19 protein-coding genes are annotated in these 13,558 nt (G+C 66.0%); 8 read left to right on the forward strand and 11 right to left on the reverse strand.

The annotated features are described in order from the left end of the window. On the reverse strand, positions 1-183 hold a 183-nt coding region (locus AB6M95_RS18095), incomplete at its 3' end, for a hypothetical protein (protein WP_371388151.1). A gap of 284 nt (positions 184-467) precedes the next feature. Between AB6M95_RS18095 and AB6M95_RS18100 the strand changes: the two genes are divergently transcribed. The 5 genes from AB6M95_RS18100 (at position 468) to AB6M95_RS18120 (ending at position 4,571) form a co-directional block, all read left to right on the forward strand. Next, complete coding sequence (locus tag AB6M95_RS18100; RefSeq protein ID WP_371388152.1) at positions 468-704, forward strand: hypothetical protein; 237 nt, start codon at positions 468-470, stop codon at positions 702-704. A 1-nt stretch (position 705) separates the two neighbouring features. Then, positions 706-2,472 (forward strand): portal protein, encoded by a 1,767-nt coding sequence (locus AB6M95_RS18105; RefSeq protein ID WP_371388153.1) that lies wholly within the window; start codon positions 706-708, stop codon positions 2,470-2,472. After that, positions 2,465-2,695, forward strand: a complete 231-nt coding sequence (locus tag AB6M95_RS18110) for a Bbp19 family protein (RefSeq protein ID WP_371388154.1) — start codon at positions 2,465-2,467, stop codon at positions 2,693-2,695. The genes AB6M95_RS18105 and AB6M95_RS18110 overlap by 8 nt, the downstream gene beginning before the upstream one ends. Continuing rightward, positions 2,692-3,534 (forward strand): hypothetical protein, encoded by an 843-nt coding sequence (locus AB6M95_RS18115; RefSeq protein ID WP_371388155.1) that lies wholly within the window; start codon positions 2,692-2,694, stop codon positions 3,532-3,534. The genes AB6M95_RS18110 and AB6M95_RS18115 overlap by 4 nt, the downstream gene beginning before the upstream one ends. A 161-nt stretch (positions 3,535-3,695) precedes the next feature. Continuing rightward, positions 3,696-4,571 (forward strand): hypothetical protein, encoded by an 876-nt coding sequence (locus AB6M95_RS18120; protein ID WP_371388156.1) that lies wholly within the window; start codon positions 3,696-3,698, stop codon positions 4,569-4,571. A gap of 16 nt (positions 4,572-4,587) precedes the next feature. On the opposite strand, the gene AB6M95_RS18125 is transcribed toward AB6M95_RS18120, so the two are convergent. From AB6M95_RS18125 to AB6M95_RS18165, 9 genes are all read right to left on the reverse strand, one after another. Continuing rightward, the gene (locus AB6M95_RS18125; protein ID WP_371388157.1) at positions 4,588-5,025 is read right to left on the reverse strand and encodes a hypothetical protein; all 438 of its coding nucleotides are present in this window, start codon (positions 5,023-5,025) and stop codon (positions 4,588-4,590) included. Continuing rightward, complete coding sequence (locus tag AB6M95_RS18130; RefSeq protein ID WP_371388158.1) at positions 4,922-5,476, reverse strand: hypothetical protein; 555 nt, start codon at positions 5,474-5,476, stop codon at positions 4,922-4,924. Before AB6M95_RS18130 ends, AB6M95_RS18125 begins: the two co-directional genes overlap by 104 nt. A 78-nt stretch (positions 5,477-5,554) precedes the next feature. Then, positions 5,555-5,773: a hypothetical protein gene (locus AB6M95_RS18135; RefSeq protein WP_371388159.1), complete on the reverse strand. Its 219-nt coding sequence runs from the start codon at positions 5,771-5,773 to the stop codon at positions 5,555-5,557. Then, entirely contained in the window at positions 5,770-6,633 is an 864-nt protein-coding gene (locus AB6M95_RS18140) for an NAD(P)H-hydrate dehydratase (RefSeq protein ID WP_371388160.1), read from the reverse strand. Before AB6M95_RS18140 ends, AB6M95_RS18135 begins: the two co-directional genes overlap by 4 nt. Beyond that, positions 6,621-7,172, reverse strand: coding sequence for a putative Se/S carrier protein (locus AB6M95_RS18145; RefSeq protein ID WP_371388161.1), 552 nt, complete (start codon positions 7,170-7,172; stop codon positions 6,621-6,623). Before AB6M95_RS18145 ends, AB6M95_RS18140 begins: the two co-directional genes overlap by 13 nt. A gap of 2 nt (positions 7,173-7,174) precedes the next feature. Next, positions 7,175-7,393 (reverse strand): sulfurtransferase TusA family protein, encoded by a 219-nt coding sequence (locus AB6M95_RS18150; RefSeq protein WP_338668907.1) that lies wholly within the window; start codon positions 7,391-7,393, stop codon positions 7,175-7,177. Positions 7,394-7,402: 9 nt separating this feature from the next. After that, positions 7,403-8,488, reverse strand: coding sequence for a YedE family putative selenium transporter (yedE, locus tag AB6M95_RS18155; RefSeq protein WP_371388162.1), 1,086 nt, complete (start codon positions 8,486-8,488; stop codon positions 7,403-7,405). A 187-nt stretch (positions 8,489-8,675) separates the two neighbouring features. After that, positions 8,676-9,614 (reverse strand): PA2778 family cysteine peptidase, encoded by a 939-nt coding sequence (locus AB6M95_RS18160; protein ID WP_371388163.1) that lies wholly within the window; start codon positions 9,612-9,614, stop codon positions 8,676-8,678. Positions 9,615-9,624: 10 nt separating this feature from the next. Continuing rightward, positions 9,625-10,026, reverse strand: a complete 402-nt coding sequence (locus tag AB6M95_RS18165) for a PA2779 family protein (protein ID WP_371388164.1) — start codon at positions 10,024-10,026, stop codon at positions 9,625-9,627. Between the two features lie 152 nt (positions 10,027-10,178). Between AB6M95_RS18165 and rlmN the strand changes: the two genes are divergently transcribed. Beyond that, positions 10,179-11,225, forward strand: a complete 1,047-nt coding sequence (gene rlmN / locus AB6M95_RS18170; protein WP_371388165.1) for a dual-specificity RNA methyltransferase RlmN — start codon at positions 10,179-10,181, stop codon at positions 11,223-11,225. On the opposite strand, the gene AB6M95_RS18175 is transcribed toward rlmN, so the two are convergent. After that, positions 11,222-12,028 carry a substrate-binding periplasmic protein gene (locus AB6M95_RS18175; protein ID WP_371388166.1) on the reverse strand — a complete coding sequence of 269 codons (807 nt, stop codon included), beginning with the start codon at positions 12,026-12,028 and terminating at the stop codon, positions 11,222-11,224. The genes rlmN and AB6M95_RS18175 overlap by 4 nt on opposite strands. Positions 12,029-12,297: 269 nt before the next feature. Between AB6M95_RS18175 and AB6M95_RS18180 the strand changes: the two genes are divergently transcribed. Further along, positions 12,298-12,579 carry a hypothetical protein gene (locus AB6M95_RS18180; protein ID WP_319582614.1) on the forward strand — a complete coding sequence of 94 codons (282 nt, stop codon included), beginning with the start codon at positions 12,298-12,300 and terminating at the stop codon, positions 12,577-12,579. 16 nt (positions 12,580-12,595) lie between these two features. Continuing rightward, the gene (locus tag AB6M95_RS18185; RefSeq protein WP_371388167.1) at positions 12,596-13,441 is read left to right on the forward strand and encodes a deoxyribonuclease IV; all 846 of its coding nucleotides are present in this window, start codon (positions 12,596-12,598) and stop codon (positions 13,439-13,441) included. The last annotated feature ends 117 nt before the right edge of the window (positions 13,442-13,558 follow it).

Raw genomic sequence — 13,558 nt, forward strand, 5'->3', positions numbered from 1 at the left:
GTAGCCAACGCCGCTGGCGGGGCAGGTGGAACTCGGGAAATGGGTTTTGCGGCGTTTTCGAACGGCGGCGAAGAGCCCTTTTTTACCGGAGCCTCCTTTCTTAAAAGAAAAACCTGCGATTTCGGGCGGAAGGCGTCCCGTCGCAGCCTTCCACCGCCGCACGCCCTTGAGCGAAGCGAACATGGGGGTGCAGGGGGCCTTGCTCCCTGCCGGGTCCAGGGCAGCGCCCTGGTCTCCCCGAAGGGGCCGCCGGAGGCATTCCTTTCGTCTCCTTCGCGCGCCCCACATCCGACACCCTGTCAAGTTGATTTTTTATACCTCTCAAGCGTTTTTTCCATACATTCGCCGACATTTCGGGGGTGCCGGGAAAAGCGGGTCTATGCTTCCTCCAAACACTTTAACAGGAGGATTCACTCATGGGAGGATCTGAAAGTTTGATCGGAAGCATTTTTGGCGGATTGACCGGCATGTTGGGCGCGGGAGACCGTGGCGACGGCGGTCTGAAGGAGGAGCGCGAGGCCCGCGAGCGCGAGCAGGCGCGGCAGGAGGCCGAGGAGCGCCGCAGGGACCGGGACAAGGTCCTGGAGGCGCGCGAGGTCGAGAGCAAGCGCAAGGCGGAGAGTCTGCTCTCCCGTGGCGCGACGTCGCTGGTGGCCCCTCCGGAGGTGTCCGGCAAGACGTTGAAGACCAAGTTGGGGGAGTAGTATGGACAGAACCGAACTGGCCCGTTCCCTGCTGACGCGCTTCTCCGGATTGGAGGAGGCCCGCCGCCCGTGGGTGGGCTCGTGGCAGGAGCTGACGGAATACATGCTGCCCCGCAAGAACAGCTTCGGGGGGCTCGGGGGGCACACCCTCGGGCGCGGCCGGGCGGGCGACGAGCGCATCTTCGATTCCACGCCGCTGCACGCGCTGGAATTGCTGGCCTCGTCGCTGGGCGGGTTGTTGACCAACCCCTCGCTGCCCTGGTTCGACATCTCGGTGAAGGACCGGGCCGTGGGCGACGGGGACGAGGTCCGCGCGTTCCTGCAGGAGGCCCGCGAGCGCATGGTGGCGGTGTTCAACAGCGAGGACACCGGGTTCCAGGCGCACGTGCACGAACTGTATCTGGACGCGGCCCTGCTCGGCACGGCGGTCATGTACGTGGAGGCGGACCCGACCACCATGGTCCGGTTCTCGTCCCGGCCGCTGGGCGAGGTGTTCGTGGCCGAGTCCGCGCGCGGCCGGGTGGACACCGTGTACCGCAAGTACGAGGTCACGGCCCGCCAGGCCATCCAGGAGTGGGGCGCGGCCTGCTCGGACGAGACGCAACGCAAGGGCGAGGACCGGCCCGAGGAGCCGGTGGAGGTCCTGCACGCGGTCTTTCCGCGCATGGACCGCGACCCGGCGGGCTTCGGCTCGGCGCACTTCCCGTTCGCCAGCGTATACCTGGAGGTCAAGAACAGCCACGTGCTGGAGGAGAGCGGCTACCTGGAGATGCCGTACATGGTCCCGCGCTGGGCCAAGGCCGCGGGCGAGACCTACGGCCGGGGGCCGGGGCAGACCGCGCTGTCCGACGTGCGCGTGCTCAACGCCATGGCCCGGACCGCGCTCATGGCCGCGGAGAAGATGTCCGACCCGCCGCTGATGGTCCCGGACGACGGCTTTCTCGGTCCGGTCCGGTCCGGTCCGGGCGGGCTGTCCTATTACCGGGCCGGGTCCTCGGACCGCATCGAACCGTTGCCCGTGAATGTGGACCTGCGCGCGGCCGAGGAGATGATGAACGGCCGCCGGGAGTCCATCCGGCGGATATTCCTCGGTGATCAATTGGCCCCGGAGGGCCCGGCGGTCACGGCCACCGAGGCGGTCATCCGCCAGGCCGAGAAGATGCGCGTGCTCGGCCCGGTGCTGGGCCGCTTGCAGACCGAGTTCCTCGGCCCGCTGGTCCGGCGGGTCTTCCGCATCATGCTGCGCGGCGGGGCGCTGCCGCCGTTCCCGGAGGGGCTTTCCCCGGACGCTCTGGAGGTGCGCTACACCTCGCCCGTGTCCCGCGCCCAGAAGCAGTACGAGGCCCAGGGGCTGGCCCAGGTCATGGAATACCTGTCGCCCCTGGTGGGCGGCCAGGACGCCTTCGGGATCATGGACAACTTCGACACCGACCGGGTGGCCCGGCACGTGACCGAGCTGTTCAACACCCCGTCGGACTACCTCAAGTCCGAGGAGCGCGTGGCGCAGGGCAGGGAGCAGAAGCAGCGGGCCGCCAGCACGCAGCAGACCGCGTCCACCGTGGCCAACGTGGCGGCCATCGCCAAGACCCTGTCCGAGGCCTATACGGACCGGCCCAGCGCCCTGACCGAGCTGTGGGGGATGCTAACCAACATGCTCGGGGCCCAGGCCGGGGGCGATGCCGCGCCCGACTCCACACAACCCGATTCCACACAGCCCGACTCGGCACAGGCCGACCCCGGCGCATACGAGGAGGCCCGCCATGCCTGAGACCAGCCCGCTGGAACTGCACCGGGCCTACAGGCGGCTCTTCGAGTCCGCCGACGGGCGCACGGTCATGGCCGACCTGGAGCGGCGCGGCTGTTTCATGCGGCCGACCTATTCCACGGACCGGGGCCGGACCGAATTCAACGAGGGCCGCAGGTCCCTGGTCCTGCACGTGAAGCAGATGCTTGAACCCGACAACTTCATCGAAAAGGAGAACAACCGATGACCGACAAGAACGAGAAGCAGAAGAACTGGCGGATGACCCTGCCCGAGGAATGGACCGTCCGCCACGTGGGCGAGGACGGCGCCGAGACCGAGATCCCCCTGCGCGACCACCCGGCGCTCAGCAAGTACGCCACCAAGGACGAGGCCGTGAAGGCGTTGGTCCATGCCCAGCGCATGCTCGGCAAGACCCCGGAGGGGTTCGTCCGCGTGCCCGGCGACCAGGATTCGCCCGAGGACCTGGCCGCATTCTATGCCGCCCTGGGCAGGCCCGAGAAAGCGGACGGCTACGAACTGCCGGACATGGAGCTGCCCGAAGGGTTTGCCCTGCGCGAGGACCTGGTCGGCGGCCTGCGCGAAAAGGCCTTTGAGCTGGGGTTGACCCCCAAGCAGGTGGCCGGGTTGTACCAGTGGTTCCTGCCCCAGGTTTTGGACACCCACCACGCCATGCAGGCCGAGGCGGGCAAGCTCAGGGAATCCGAGCTGGAGTCCCTGCGTTCCGTGCACCGGGGCGACACCCCGTCCCTGCTCGATTCGGCCCTGCGCGCGGCCGAGGCCGTGGGCGGCGAGGAGCTGCTGGCCGCCCTGGACGACACCGGCGCGGGCAACCGGGCTGCGGTCATCAGCGCCTTCGCCAAGATCGCGCCCCTGGTCCTGGAGAGCGGCCTGCGCGGCTCGGCCCGCGGCTGGGGCGAGGACCTGACCATCGAGCGGCTGCGCGAGATGATGCAGGACCCGCGCTACAAGGACCCGACCAAGCGCGAGGATTCGTTCGTGAAAAAAGTCAACCAGGGCTTCGAGCTGCTCTACCCCGGCGACTACGTGCCGGGCAGCCGCATTTAAGACTGTTGAAAAGGGGCTGTCTGCGTCGTTGCTTCGGATAACATCCAACCCCTTTTGAACAGTCTGCAAGATGGTGCGAGGGACCGCCGGTCCTTCTTGGTCATACCCCCCCTGGAGGGCCGGGGGCGAAAGCCTCCGGCCCGTAATCGAAGGATAAGAATATGAATAAATTAGTGGATACCGACACATTCACCCGCATCGACACGGACAGGTTCACCGGCCAGCCCCGGCGCAAGTGGATCGAATACGCCGACGGCGTCATGGAGCCGGTGCGCAGGGAAGGCAACCTGAACCGGAAATACCACGGCAACAAGCGTTCCCTGGACTGGTGGACCGTGGACAAGCCCGTGGACTGGAACCCCCGCGACGAGGGCAAGCGGGTTTCCCTGAACCACGACTACGGCAAGCGGGACAAGCCCGCCGGTCCCGATGGCGCGGGCGCGGGCACCGGCAAGGCCGCTGGTCCGCCCCCGGCTCCGGCCCCGGCTTCGGCCAGGCCCAAACCCAAGGGCAGGAGCACCCTGAACCAGGGGGCCGACGGATTCTGGGAATATGAGGCCCGGCGCGAGGCCGAGGCCAAGGCGCAGCCCCGGTCCGGCTCCACCCCCTCGCCCGACCTGGCCGGTCCCGAAGCGGGCCGGACGCCGGGCTCCCCGAGCGGCAAGTCCGAAGAGGCCCACGACGCGGCCGCCACCGCTGGAGCCCTCGGCGGCATGGTGCAGTCCAAGGGGCAGCATGGAAAGGGGAAATTGGTTTCCGCTGATCCGATTGTTGAGGATTTGAAAAAGCGATTCGACGGGGACCGCAATCGTTTTAAAGATGCAGCTAAAGATGAACTCAACAAGCTTGAGGAACAAGCCCGACAAACCAAATCAGCAAAAGAAAGGAATAAACTGTTGAGGAGGAAGGACGCGATTAAAGGTGCCATTAAATTGATGGACCGCGAGTTGTTGAAGACCCCTTTCATAACACCCTTTACAGATGATCAGTTTCAAAAATTGATTAGGGGTTTCAATCCGTACAGCCCGACAACTTAGAATTGGTGAAGCTGCTTTAGGGCAGCTTCACCTGATTGTTTTTTTCATCCTTGACGAACAGTCCGCCGTCCTTGAAGTAAACCAGCCTGGCTCGGGGTATGTCTCGCACAACATTGGAGGCGGATTCGATTCTTTTTATCCACTGTGCGATTCCGGTTAATATTTGATGGGTGTCCAGCAGGGATTTGATAGTTGCAAGAAGTTCTTTGGGCACGGCATAAATTCCCAACTCCGGTTTTTGCCGCTTCCAGTATCCGCTTCTGGATTCCCCAAAAAAGGTGGCCGCAACCACGACAAGTTCGTTATCCTTGTAATCGATGCTGAAGAATAGGCTTTGAAGTTCTTTCACTTCAGCTGCCGACAGAGCGTGGTCTACTTCGGCCTTCCGAACCGGGTAGGCTCGGTCGTCCTTTTGAGGCAATTTGTACTTGGAGTACTCGTATTCCAAAACCATTGTCGTCTCCTCGGCAATACAGCCCTTCCGTCACTTTCGTGTGCTCGATCTCCAGCCTATCGTCTTCGAAATAGACGTAGTAATACTGGCGTTGATCCCGGCGAACGTTTTCCGCCCCTTCCAACACCTTGAGCCAGCGGGCGAATTCGTTCAGAACATTCTGTTCCGCAAGGAGTTGTTTGATCCGTTGCGACATTGTGACCGGCACAGCGAACACGCCGATGGCCGGCGACATCTTTATCCAGCTTCCGGGATTAAACGCTTCGCCTGTCATGGAAGCTTTCAGTACGAGTTCCCTGTCGGTTTTTCCCGTGTGACAACCGTAGGTTACATAGTCCAAGTCCGTGACCCCGGCCCGTTCCAGCGCCACGTCCAGGTCTCCTCGCTTGATGGGGTAGGTGTATCCCTTGACCAGCTTGTCTCTGCCCAGGAATTCGTATTCCAAAACCATGGCGGCCTCCTCTGCCGAGGCAATATATGACATTCGATTGCAGGGGGCAAGGCGGGCCGGGCAGGCCCGGCGGCTGGTTTAGCGCGTCGCTTCCGAGGCGGCGGCGTCGAGGTCGGCCAGGAGTTTGTCGAGGTCCAGGCCGTAGCGGGCGGCCGCGTCGGCCACGGTCTCGAACAGGGTCTTGCAGAGCAGGCATTCGCCCGCCTGTTCGTCGCGGGCGCGGAAGACCGCTTCGGTGGCGCGGTACTGGTGGACCACGTCCAGGAGGGTCATGTCCGGGGTGATGCGTTTGGTCACAGGATTTCCCCCATGGCCCGGGCCAGGGCCTGCGGGATGTGCGGGATCAGCTCGCCGATCTGCGAGGCCGGGGTGGGGCGGGCGGCCTCGCCCGCGTACCGGTTGGCCTGTGCCGCCACGTGCGCGGCCTTGTGCGCGGCCAGCCCGGAGGCCATCAGGGCGCAGGCCATGCCCGTGACCGTGTCGCCCGTGCCGCCCATGGCCTCCATGGCCTCGACGGACGGGGTGGAGACCTCGGCCAGGATGCCGGAGCGGTCCGCGATGCGGTCCACGCGTCCCTTGACTAGCAGGCAGCGGGCCGCGTTGTCGTGCTCGTAGGCCCGCCGGATCAGTTCGGGCACCCGGTCCTCGTCCTGGAGGATGAAGCCGCGCGTGTAGAAGGGGTGCGGCGCGGCCTCGTCGGCCAGGAAGGCCAGCTCCCCGGCGTCGGGCGTGAACAGGGCGTATTCCCCGGCGTACCCGCTCATCTTGGCCGCGTACATGAACCCGGCGTCCGCCACCAGGGCAGGCGGTCCGGCCATGGCCTGGGCGGCCATGAGCGCGCGGTTGTGCCCGTCCACGTCGGGCTGGAGATAGTGGAAGGCCAGGACCGTGCAGCGCCGCGAGGGCAGCACCTCGGCCAGGTGGCGGTAGAGCGCGCGGCTGCCGTTGCCGAGCCCCTCGTCGCCGACCAGCAGGGCGTGGGGCGGGTTCTCGCCGAGAAAATCGCAGGTCATGGCCGCGGCGGCCAGCAGGGCCGGGGTGCCCCGGTCCGGGGGCAGGGCGCGGCCGCCCACGGTGAGCGCGTTGCCCGCCACCTCCACCAGCGCGTCCAGCACGGGCACGGCCGGGTCCGGTATGGTGCCGACTACGATGAGCATAACCGCAGCATCTCCTCGTAGGCCAGTTCCAGGGCGTAGCCGCACAGGGTGTGGCCGATCTCCCTGGGGGCCGGGGCCTCGTCCAGGGTGCGGCCGATGAGCCGGGCCGCGATGTACGGCACGTCCGGGCAGCCGCCGCCGGACACGTTGACGATCATCCGGGTCTTCTTGTCCACGGTCAGCTTCATGTTGGCCGCGCGGACCATGAGGTGGTCGCCGAAATCCTTGACCTGGAAGAGGTCCACCGGATCGAGCAGGGGGCCGGTCACGGGCACGCTCTCGATGGGTACGGTTCCGGCCTCAGCCAGGGTGCGCAGGATGTCGAGCCGCTCCATGAGCGGAAACTCGACCACCAGGTCGCATCCGCGCTGGATTTCCGGGGGCGGGCCCATGACCCGGATCTCCCGGCCGGACTCCCTGAGGAGCTTCTCGGCCCGGATGACCTCGCTGGTGTGCTCGAACACGAGCAGGCCCCGGTCCGCCCGCGTTCGGGCGGGCGGGCCGGAAGCCTTTTTCTTGAACAGGTTTGCCAGGGCCAAGCCTAGCCCCCGAGCAGCTTCAGGCGGTATTCGCCGCCCTCCTCGGTGATGGATTCCACCTTCCAGCCCTTGCCCTGGGCGGCGCGGGCCACGTTTTCCTTGGACGCCTCGGTGTCCACCAGGACCTCGAGCTCGCCCGAGCCCATGGCCGCGATCTTGGCCATGGTATCCAGTACCGGCTGGGGGCAGGACAGGCCCCGCGCGTCGACTAATTCACTCATGCCGTCCTCCTATGCCGCTTTCTTGCGCATGGTAAAACCGATGAACAGGCAGACCGCCAGGCCGATGAAGACCGCAGCGATGCCGTGCGGGCCCACGCCCTTGGGCGAGCTGGCCAGGCCGAAGTTGTGGGAGAACGCCGCGCCCACGATCATGCCGAGCACGAACACGGCGGCGTCGCCGTCGCCCTCGCCCGCCATGAACAGCTGGCGGCCCGGGCAGCCTCCGGCCAGGGCGAAGCACAGGCCCGCCAGGACCATGCCCATGAAGTTCCACAGGCTCTGGGTATGGGCCACGGGCTGGCCCTCGAAGCCCATGTGGAACTGGCCGAGGATCAGGTTCACCGCGAAGGCGGCGACCAGCAGGGCGATGACGCCCGAGAGCAGGTGGACCTGCTTGAACAGGATCAGGTCGCGGAACGCACCCATGGTGCAGAACCGGCTGCGCTGGGCCATGACGCCGACCAGCAGGCCGACGGCCAGCGAGATGAACAGGGGCGCGTGCATGGCGCCGGGACCCTTGAGGCTGTAGAAGAGCACGCCGGACTTGTCCGCGTCGGCCACCTGCGGGTAGATGAGCATCAGGGCCAGGAACCCGGCCATGATCAGGGGCATGACCAGGCCCACGGACGGGTAGGTCTTCTGGGCGCGGCCCAGGTTGTAGCCCTGGCGGAAGAACACGGTACCGATGCCGATGCCGACGATCAGCCCGGCGATGCCGAACAGGGCGTTCAGGTCGCCGCCGGCCAGGCGGAGGATGGCGCGCCAGGGGCAGCCCAGGAAGACCAGGGCCCCGATCATGGCGAACACGCCGAGCACGAAGCGGACGATGGGCGCGGAACCGGCCCTGGGCCGGAAGTCCCTGCCCATGAAGGCTGCGCCCAGTGCGCCGAGCACGAAGCCGATGATCTCGGGGCGCATGTACTGGACCACGCCCGCCCGGTGGAGCCCCACGGCCCCGGCGATGTCGCGTTCGAAACAGGCCACGCAGATGCCCATGTTCCCCGGATTGCCCAGGTATTGCAGCAGCGCGGCCAGACAGCCGATGACAAGCCCGACGGAAATGATCCCTTTCCGTGAGGCGAAAAAGTTGGTCATACCTCCTCCTTGTGTAAAAGAACGAAACTTCCCCCAATTCCGCTACGAGACATAGAGGAATACAACTGGTTGAGCCAATTCTTTCTATATACGCAAACTTTTACACCCATAGATCACATGAATACATGTGGGCACAAACAAAGGCGTGCGGGGATGGAACGTGAGGGAAGCGGCGGGGGCTGGGCCGCTATTTTTCGATGTCGGACAAGGTCTGGCGGAAGGTTTCGATCTGCGGGCCGCCGAGGGACACGGCCTTTTTCGCGGCGGCCAGGGCCTCCTCGTGATGGCCCAGTTCGTCCAGGACGAAGGCCAGGTTGTTGAAGGCGATGCCGCTGTCCGGGCTGGCCTCGGTGGCCCGGCGGAAGGCCTTGGCCGCGCCTTCGGCGTTGCCCAGGGCGTAGCGGGCGTTGCCCAGGCCGATCCAGGCGTCGTGGCTCTGCGGCCAGCGGGTGGCGGCCACGGCGTAGGCCTCTTCGGCGGCGGCCCACTGCTTGGCCCGCTCCAGGCCCACGGCCCCGTCCAGCCACTCCTTCTCCTGCGCCGTGGCGGGCAGGCGGGAGGGCGGCAGGACCAGGAGCCCCCAGAAGTCCGGGCCCCAGGTGTTCTCGAAGACCCGCCAGGGGGTGCGCTTGGACCGGGTGGGGCCGGAGTTGAGCAGGACCTCGCCGGTGTCGCGGTCGAGCCCGGTGACCACGGCGTAGTGCCACACCGGATACCAGGACAGGCCGAGGTTCTGCAGGACGATGACCGGGTTGCCCGCGCCTATCTCGGCGGACAGCCGGTCCGCCCCGTGGATGACGTAGGCCATGCGCCCGTGGCGGCGGGCGGCGGTGATCATGTCGGGCTGGATGCTGCCGTGGCTGGCCGGGGTGTAGACCTCGGCGGTCAGGTCGTCGGGCGCGACCCGGAGCCCGCTCCAGGTCATGGCCATGGCCAGGGCGGCCGGGCCGCACTGGTATTCCTCCTGGGCGTAGAAGGGCACGTCGTGCACGCGGGTCAGGCCCGCGCCCGTGGGCGAGGGCGGCATGACGCCGCCGTACAGGGCGCAGCCCGATCCCAGGGCCAGGAAGAGCATGGCGAGGCAGGCGGCGGCCAGACGGCCGCCGCCGGATGTGATGCGGTGCATGTCGTTTCGGCTACTTGACCTTTTTCACGAACGGGAAGACGTCCGTGGCTCCCGCCATGTCGGTGATGAGCAGGATGATGAAGACCAGGAGCGCCGCCCCGACCAGCACGCCGAGGAAGCTGCCGCCCGCGGGCATGTCGTTCATGCGGTCCGCGATGCGGTTGATCTCGGCGTCGGACAGGGCGCTGACGCGCTGTTCCACTTCGGACACGGACAAGCCCTTGCTTTCGAGAACCTGGCGCACGTCGTCGCGCTGGAGCTGGGCCAGGACCATGGCGCGGTTGTCCGCATTGCGGCTGGCCGCCATGGACGCCTCGGTGGAGACGAGCCCGGCCCGGGCGGTGGCGACGTTCAGGACGAGCAGGGAAATGACCACGGTCAGGCAGACGATTCTGCTGAACTTATTGTACATTTTAAAGGTTCCTCCGGGTTGTCGTGTTTCTCGGACGGACGTGTTATAACGCACTGTGAACCTTACCGCAAACCCTGGGTCGCATTTTGCACATGAATTCCGGGCCGCCATCGGCCTTGACACCGTGTGCCCCTGTCCTGCAAGGAACGCCCATGCATAATCTCATCGAGCTGAACAAGAACGACCTCGAGGCCTTCGTGGCCGAGGATTTGAAGGAACCCCGCTACCGGGCCGAACAGATCTGGCAGTGGTTGTGGCAGAAGCGCGTGCGCGACGTGGAGTCCATGACCAACCTGTCCAAGCCCCTGCGCGAGAAGCTGGCCGCCATGGCGCACATCGTCTGGCCGGAGATCGCCAAGGTGGCCGAGAGCCGGGACGGGACCATCAAGCTGCTGCTCCGGCTGGCCGACGGCAAGCTCATCGAGACCGTGCTCATCCCCATGCAGGACCGCTACTCCCAGTGCCTGTCCACCCAGGTGGGCTGCGCCATGGCCTGCACCTTCTGCAACACCGGCAAGCTCGGGTTCGAGCGCAACCTGACCTACGGCGAGATCATGGGGCAGATCCTGGTGGGCCGCCAGTACCTGGCCGACCGGGGGATGAACGAGCTCAAGAACCTGGTGTTCATGGGCATGGGCGAGCCCCTGCTCAACCTGGACACGCTCATCCGGGTCCTGACCGACCTGCCGTGCGAGCGCGGCCTGTCCCTGTCCTGGCGGCGGTCCATGGTCTCCACCGTGGGCTTCCCGGACAAGCTCAAGATCCTCGGCGACCTGGAGATCGCCCTGCCCGCCATCTCCCTGCACGCGCCCACCCAGGAACTGCGCGCCAAGATCATGCCCAAGGCCGCCAAGGTCCACCTGGACGAACTCATGGCCGCCCTGGCCGCCTACCCCATGCGCCCGCGCGAGCGGATCACCTTCGAGTACCTGCTGCTCAAGGACGTCAACGACTCCATGGAGCACGCGGACCAGCTGGCCCGGCTCATCGACCGCAGGAAGGGCAAGATCAACCTCATCGCCTACAACGCCACCGAGGGCATGCCCTACGGCGCGCCCGACCGGGACAAGGTCGAGGCCTTCGAGAAACGGTTGTGGGATCACGGCCTGACCGCCTTCATCCGCCGCTCCATGGGCGCGGACATCAAGGCGGCCTGCGGCCAGCTCAAGGCCGAAAGCCTCGAAAAAGGGCAGGACTAGCGGTCCAGGCCGTGCTTCCGCCTGAGGGAATCCACCAGCGCTGACCGGGTCTTCAGGAAGCGGTCGAACTCCCGCATGACCAGGGGGCGCTTGATGGTGGACAGCCGGTAGTATCCGGTCATGTGCGGCAGGCCGGGGTCGAGGACCAGCTGGTCCGGGCGGCCCATGGCCGAGAGCAGGTGCCGGGCCGCTTCCACGTTGGCGTAGACGCCGTCCACACGGCCCACGAGCCCCTTGCCCAGCAGCCCCGAGATGGAGGCGTTTTCCGATACCTTGATCGTCTTGGGGTCGATGGGCGGGTTGAGCAGCCACGGCTTGAACCCGGCCAGGATGCCCAGGGTCCTGATGGCCCCCATGCCCTTGCCCAGGTTTTCGGGCCTGACCAGGATGCCGTCCGTGTACGAGCAGGCCGGGGCGGAATAGGCGATGTGCAGCCCCTTGCGTCTGGTCTGCTGCCAGTCCGGGGAGTCCGGGAACTTCAAGTCCAGTGTGCCGGTCTCCAGGAACTCCTGGTACAGCCGTTTCACGGGCAGGGGCACGTAGACCATGGTGTAGCCGTATTCGATGGCGAAGGAGTCGAGCAGGTCGCGGGCGTATCCCTCGTAGTCGCCCTGCCGGAAGGAGCCGTAGGGCGGGTAGTCGATGCGCTCCACGCCCACGGTCAGCTCCACGGGTTCGGCGTGGACCGGTCCGGCGCAGAGCGGCGTCAGGAGGCAGACGGCGATCAGCGCCGTTGTCAGGATCCACAGGCGGCACAGGGCCGCGTTTCGTTCGGGGGGTCGTCTTGCGGGGTGATTGGGCATATTCTCGTCGTCGTATCCTCGGCTCGGCTCCCTCTGGCCTGGGCAGGTGGATACCGCGATTCCGCCCTGGTGACAATGGCCGGTTTCGCCCGGCGGCGCGGACCGGCCGCGCGGGGGGAGCTGCCGCCCGGAGAGTGCGCGAACGGCCCGGACACGCGGTCCGACCGCCGGAAAGGCCCGAAATCCGGGGGTTGCCATCCCTCAACTACATATGTATGGGTAGCGCCAGCCGCAGGAGCTCTGCGGACATCATATATCAGGAGTGCAGCATGGCAGCCACCGTGGACGAAATCACCATCAACTATTCCGAAGACAACCAGCTCATCGTCAAGGAGCTGGACAAGGTCGTTCTCTCCAAGGGCGCCTGGACCACCATCGTGTTCCGCTACCAGGAACTCAACCGCGCCAAGGGCGAGTACGGCCCGGACAAGTACACCATCCGCCGCTACCAGAAGGTGGACGGCACCTACCGCCCCAAGTCCAAGTTCAACATATCCTCCCAGGCCCAGGCCAAGAAGATCGTGGAAGCCCTGAGCGGCTGGACCGAATAGGCGGAAGGCCCGTTCCATGTTCCTGGGCGCGCACATGTCCATCGCCGGGGGCCTGCACATGGCCTTTGAGCGGATCATGCGGGTGGAGGGCACGGCCCTGCAGATATTCACCCGCAACCAGCGGCAGTGGAAGGCCCCGGAGCTGAGCGAATACGACGCGGAGCTGTTCGCGGCGGCCTGGTCGCAGTGGGGCGACTACCCCGTGGCGGCCCACGACTCCTACCTGATCAATCTCGCATCAAACAAGGAAGACCTGCTCCAGCGCTCCGTCCTGGCCTTTGCCGAGGAACTGCGGCGCATCGAGACCCTGTCCATCCCGTATCTGGTCACCCATCCCGGCTCGCACCTGGGCGCCGGGGTCGAAGCGGGCATCGCCCGCTACACGGCCAACCTGGACCGGGCCATCGAACGGTCCGGCACGAAAAAGGGCCTGGTCCTGCTCGAAACCACCGCCGGGCAGGGCACCAACCTCGGCTCCACCTTCGAGGAACTGGCGGCCATCATCGAGGCCTCGGCCCACCCGGACCGCCTCGGGGTCTGCTACGACACCTGCCACACCTTCGCCGCCGGATACGACATCCGCACCCCGCAGACCTTTGCCGCCACCTTCGAGGCCTTCGATCGGATCATCGGTCTCGACCGCCTGAAATTCTTCCACCTGAACGACACCAAGAACGCGTTCGGCTCCCGCAAGGACCGGCACGAGCACATCGGCCAGGGCGAGATCGGCGTGGAGGGGTTCCGCAACCTCATGCGCGATCCGCGCTTCAAGGACATCCCCAAGACCCTGGAGACCCCCAAGCAGGAGGACCTCCAGGACGACGTCCGCAATCTGACGCTCTTGCGCGAACTCGCAAAATAGTCTTTCATACCCGGAACACCCGAACCCGAACCACACACCCACCCCGCCCACCTTGCGCGAAGCGCACCCAAGAAGTTTCGGAAGGATGAGGGGATGGGGGTCCGGGGGAAGGGGAGA

It is taken from the genome of Pseudodesulfovibrio karagichevae (assembly GCF_041414475.1).
Taxonomy (GTDB): domain Bacteria; phylum Desulfobacterota; class Desulfovibrionia; order Desulfovibrionales; family Desulfovibrionaceae; genus Pseudodesulfovibrio; species Pseudodesulfovibrio karagichevae.

Excerpts from the sequence above, each read along its gene's own strand:
- AB6M95_RS18160 (WP_371388163.1), bottom strand. The coding sequence starts at position 9,614 with ATGCACCGCATCACATCCGGCGGCGGCCGTCTGGCCGCCGCCTGCCTC.
- AB6M95_RS18125 (WP_371388157.1), bottom strand. The coding sequence starts at position 5,025 with ATGGTTTTGGAATACGAGTACTCCAAGTACAAATTGCCTCAAAAGGAC.
- AB6M95_RS18180 (WP_319582614.1), top strand. The coding sequence starts at position 12,298 with ATGGCAGCCACCGTGGACGAAATCACCATCAACTATTCCGAAGACAAC.
- AB6M95_RS18185 (WP_371388167.1), top strand. The coding sequence starts at position 12,596 with ATGTTCCTGGGCGCGCACATGTCCATCGCCGGGGGCCTGCACATGGCC.
- AB6M95_RS18150 (WP_338668907.1), bottom strand. The coding sequence starts at position 7,393 with ATGAGTGAATTAGTCGACGCGCGGGGCCTGTCCTGCCCCCAGCCGGTA.
- AB6M95_RS18130 (WP_371388158.1), bottom strand. The coding sequence starts at position 5,476 with ATGGTTTTGGAATACGAATTCCTGGGCAGAGACAAGCTGGTCAAGGGA.
- yedE (WP_371388162.1), bottom strand. The coding sequence starts at position 8,488 with ATGACCAACTTTTTCGCCTCACGGAAAGGGATCATTTCCGTCGGGCTT.
- AB6M95_RS18165 (WP_371388164.1), bottom strand. The coding sequence starts at position 10,026 with ATGTACAATAAGTTCAGCAGAATCGTCTGCCTGACCGTGGTCATTTCC.
- AB6M95_RS18140 (WP_371388160.1), bottom strand. The coding sequence starts at position 6,633 with ATGCTCATCGTAGTCGGCACCATACCGGACCCGGCCGTGCCCGTGCTG.
- AB6M95_RS18100 (WP_371388152.1), top strand. The coding sequence starts at position 468 with ATGTTGGGCGCGGGAGACCGTGGCGACGGCGGTCTGAAGGAGGAGCGC.
- AB6M95_RS18115 (WP_371388155.1), top strand. The coding sequence starts at position 2,692 with ATGACCGACAAGAACGAGAAGCAGAAGAACTGGCGGATGACCCTGCCC.
- AB6M95_RS18105 (WP_371388153.1), top strand. The coding sequence starts at position 706 with ATGGACAGAACCGAACTGGCCCGTTCCCTGCTGACGCGCTTCTCCGGA.
- AB6M95_RS18110 (WP_371388154.1), top strand. The coding sequence starts at position 2,465 with ATGCCTGAGACCAGCCCGCTGGAACTGCACCGGGCCTACAGGCGGCTC.
- AB6M95_RS18120 (WP_371388156.1), top strand. The coding sequence starts at position 3,696 with ATGAATAAATTAGTGGATACCGACACATTCACCCGCATCGACACGGAC.
- rlmN (WP_371388165.1), top strand. The coding sequence starts at position 10,179 with ATGCATAATCTCATCGAGCTGAACAAGAACGACCTCGAGGCCTTCGTG.
- AB6M95_RS18175 (WP_371388166.1), bottom strand. The coding sequence starts at position 12,028 with ATGCCCAATCACCCCGCAAGACGACCCCCCGAACGAAACGCGGCCCTG.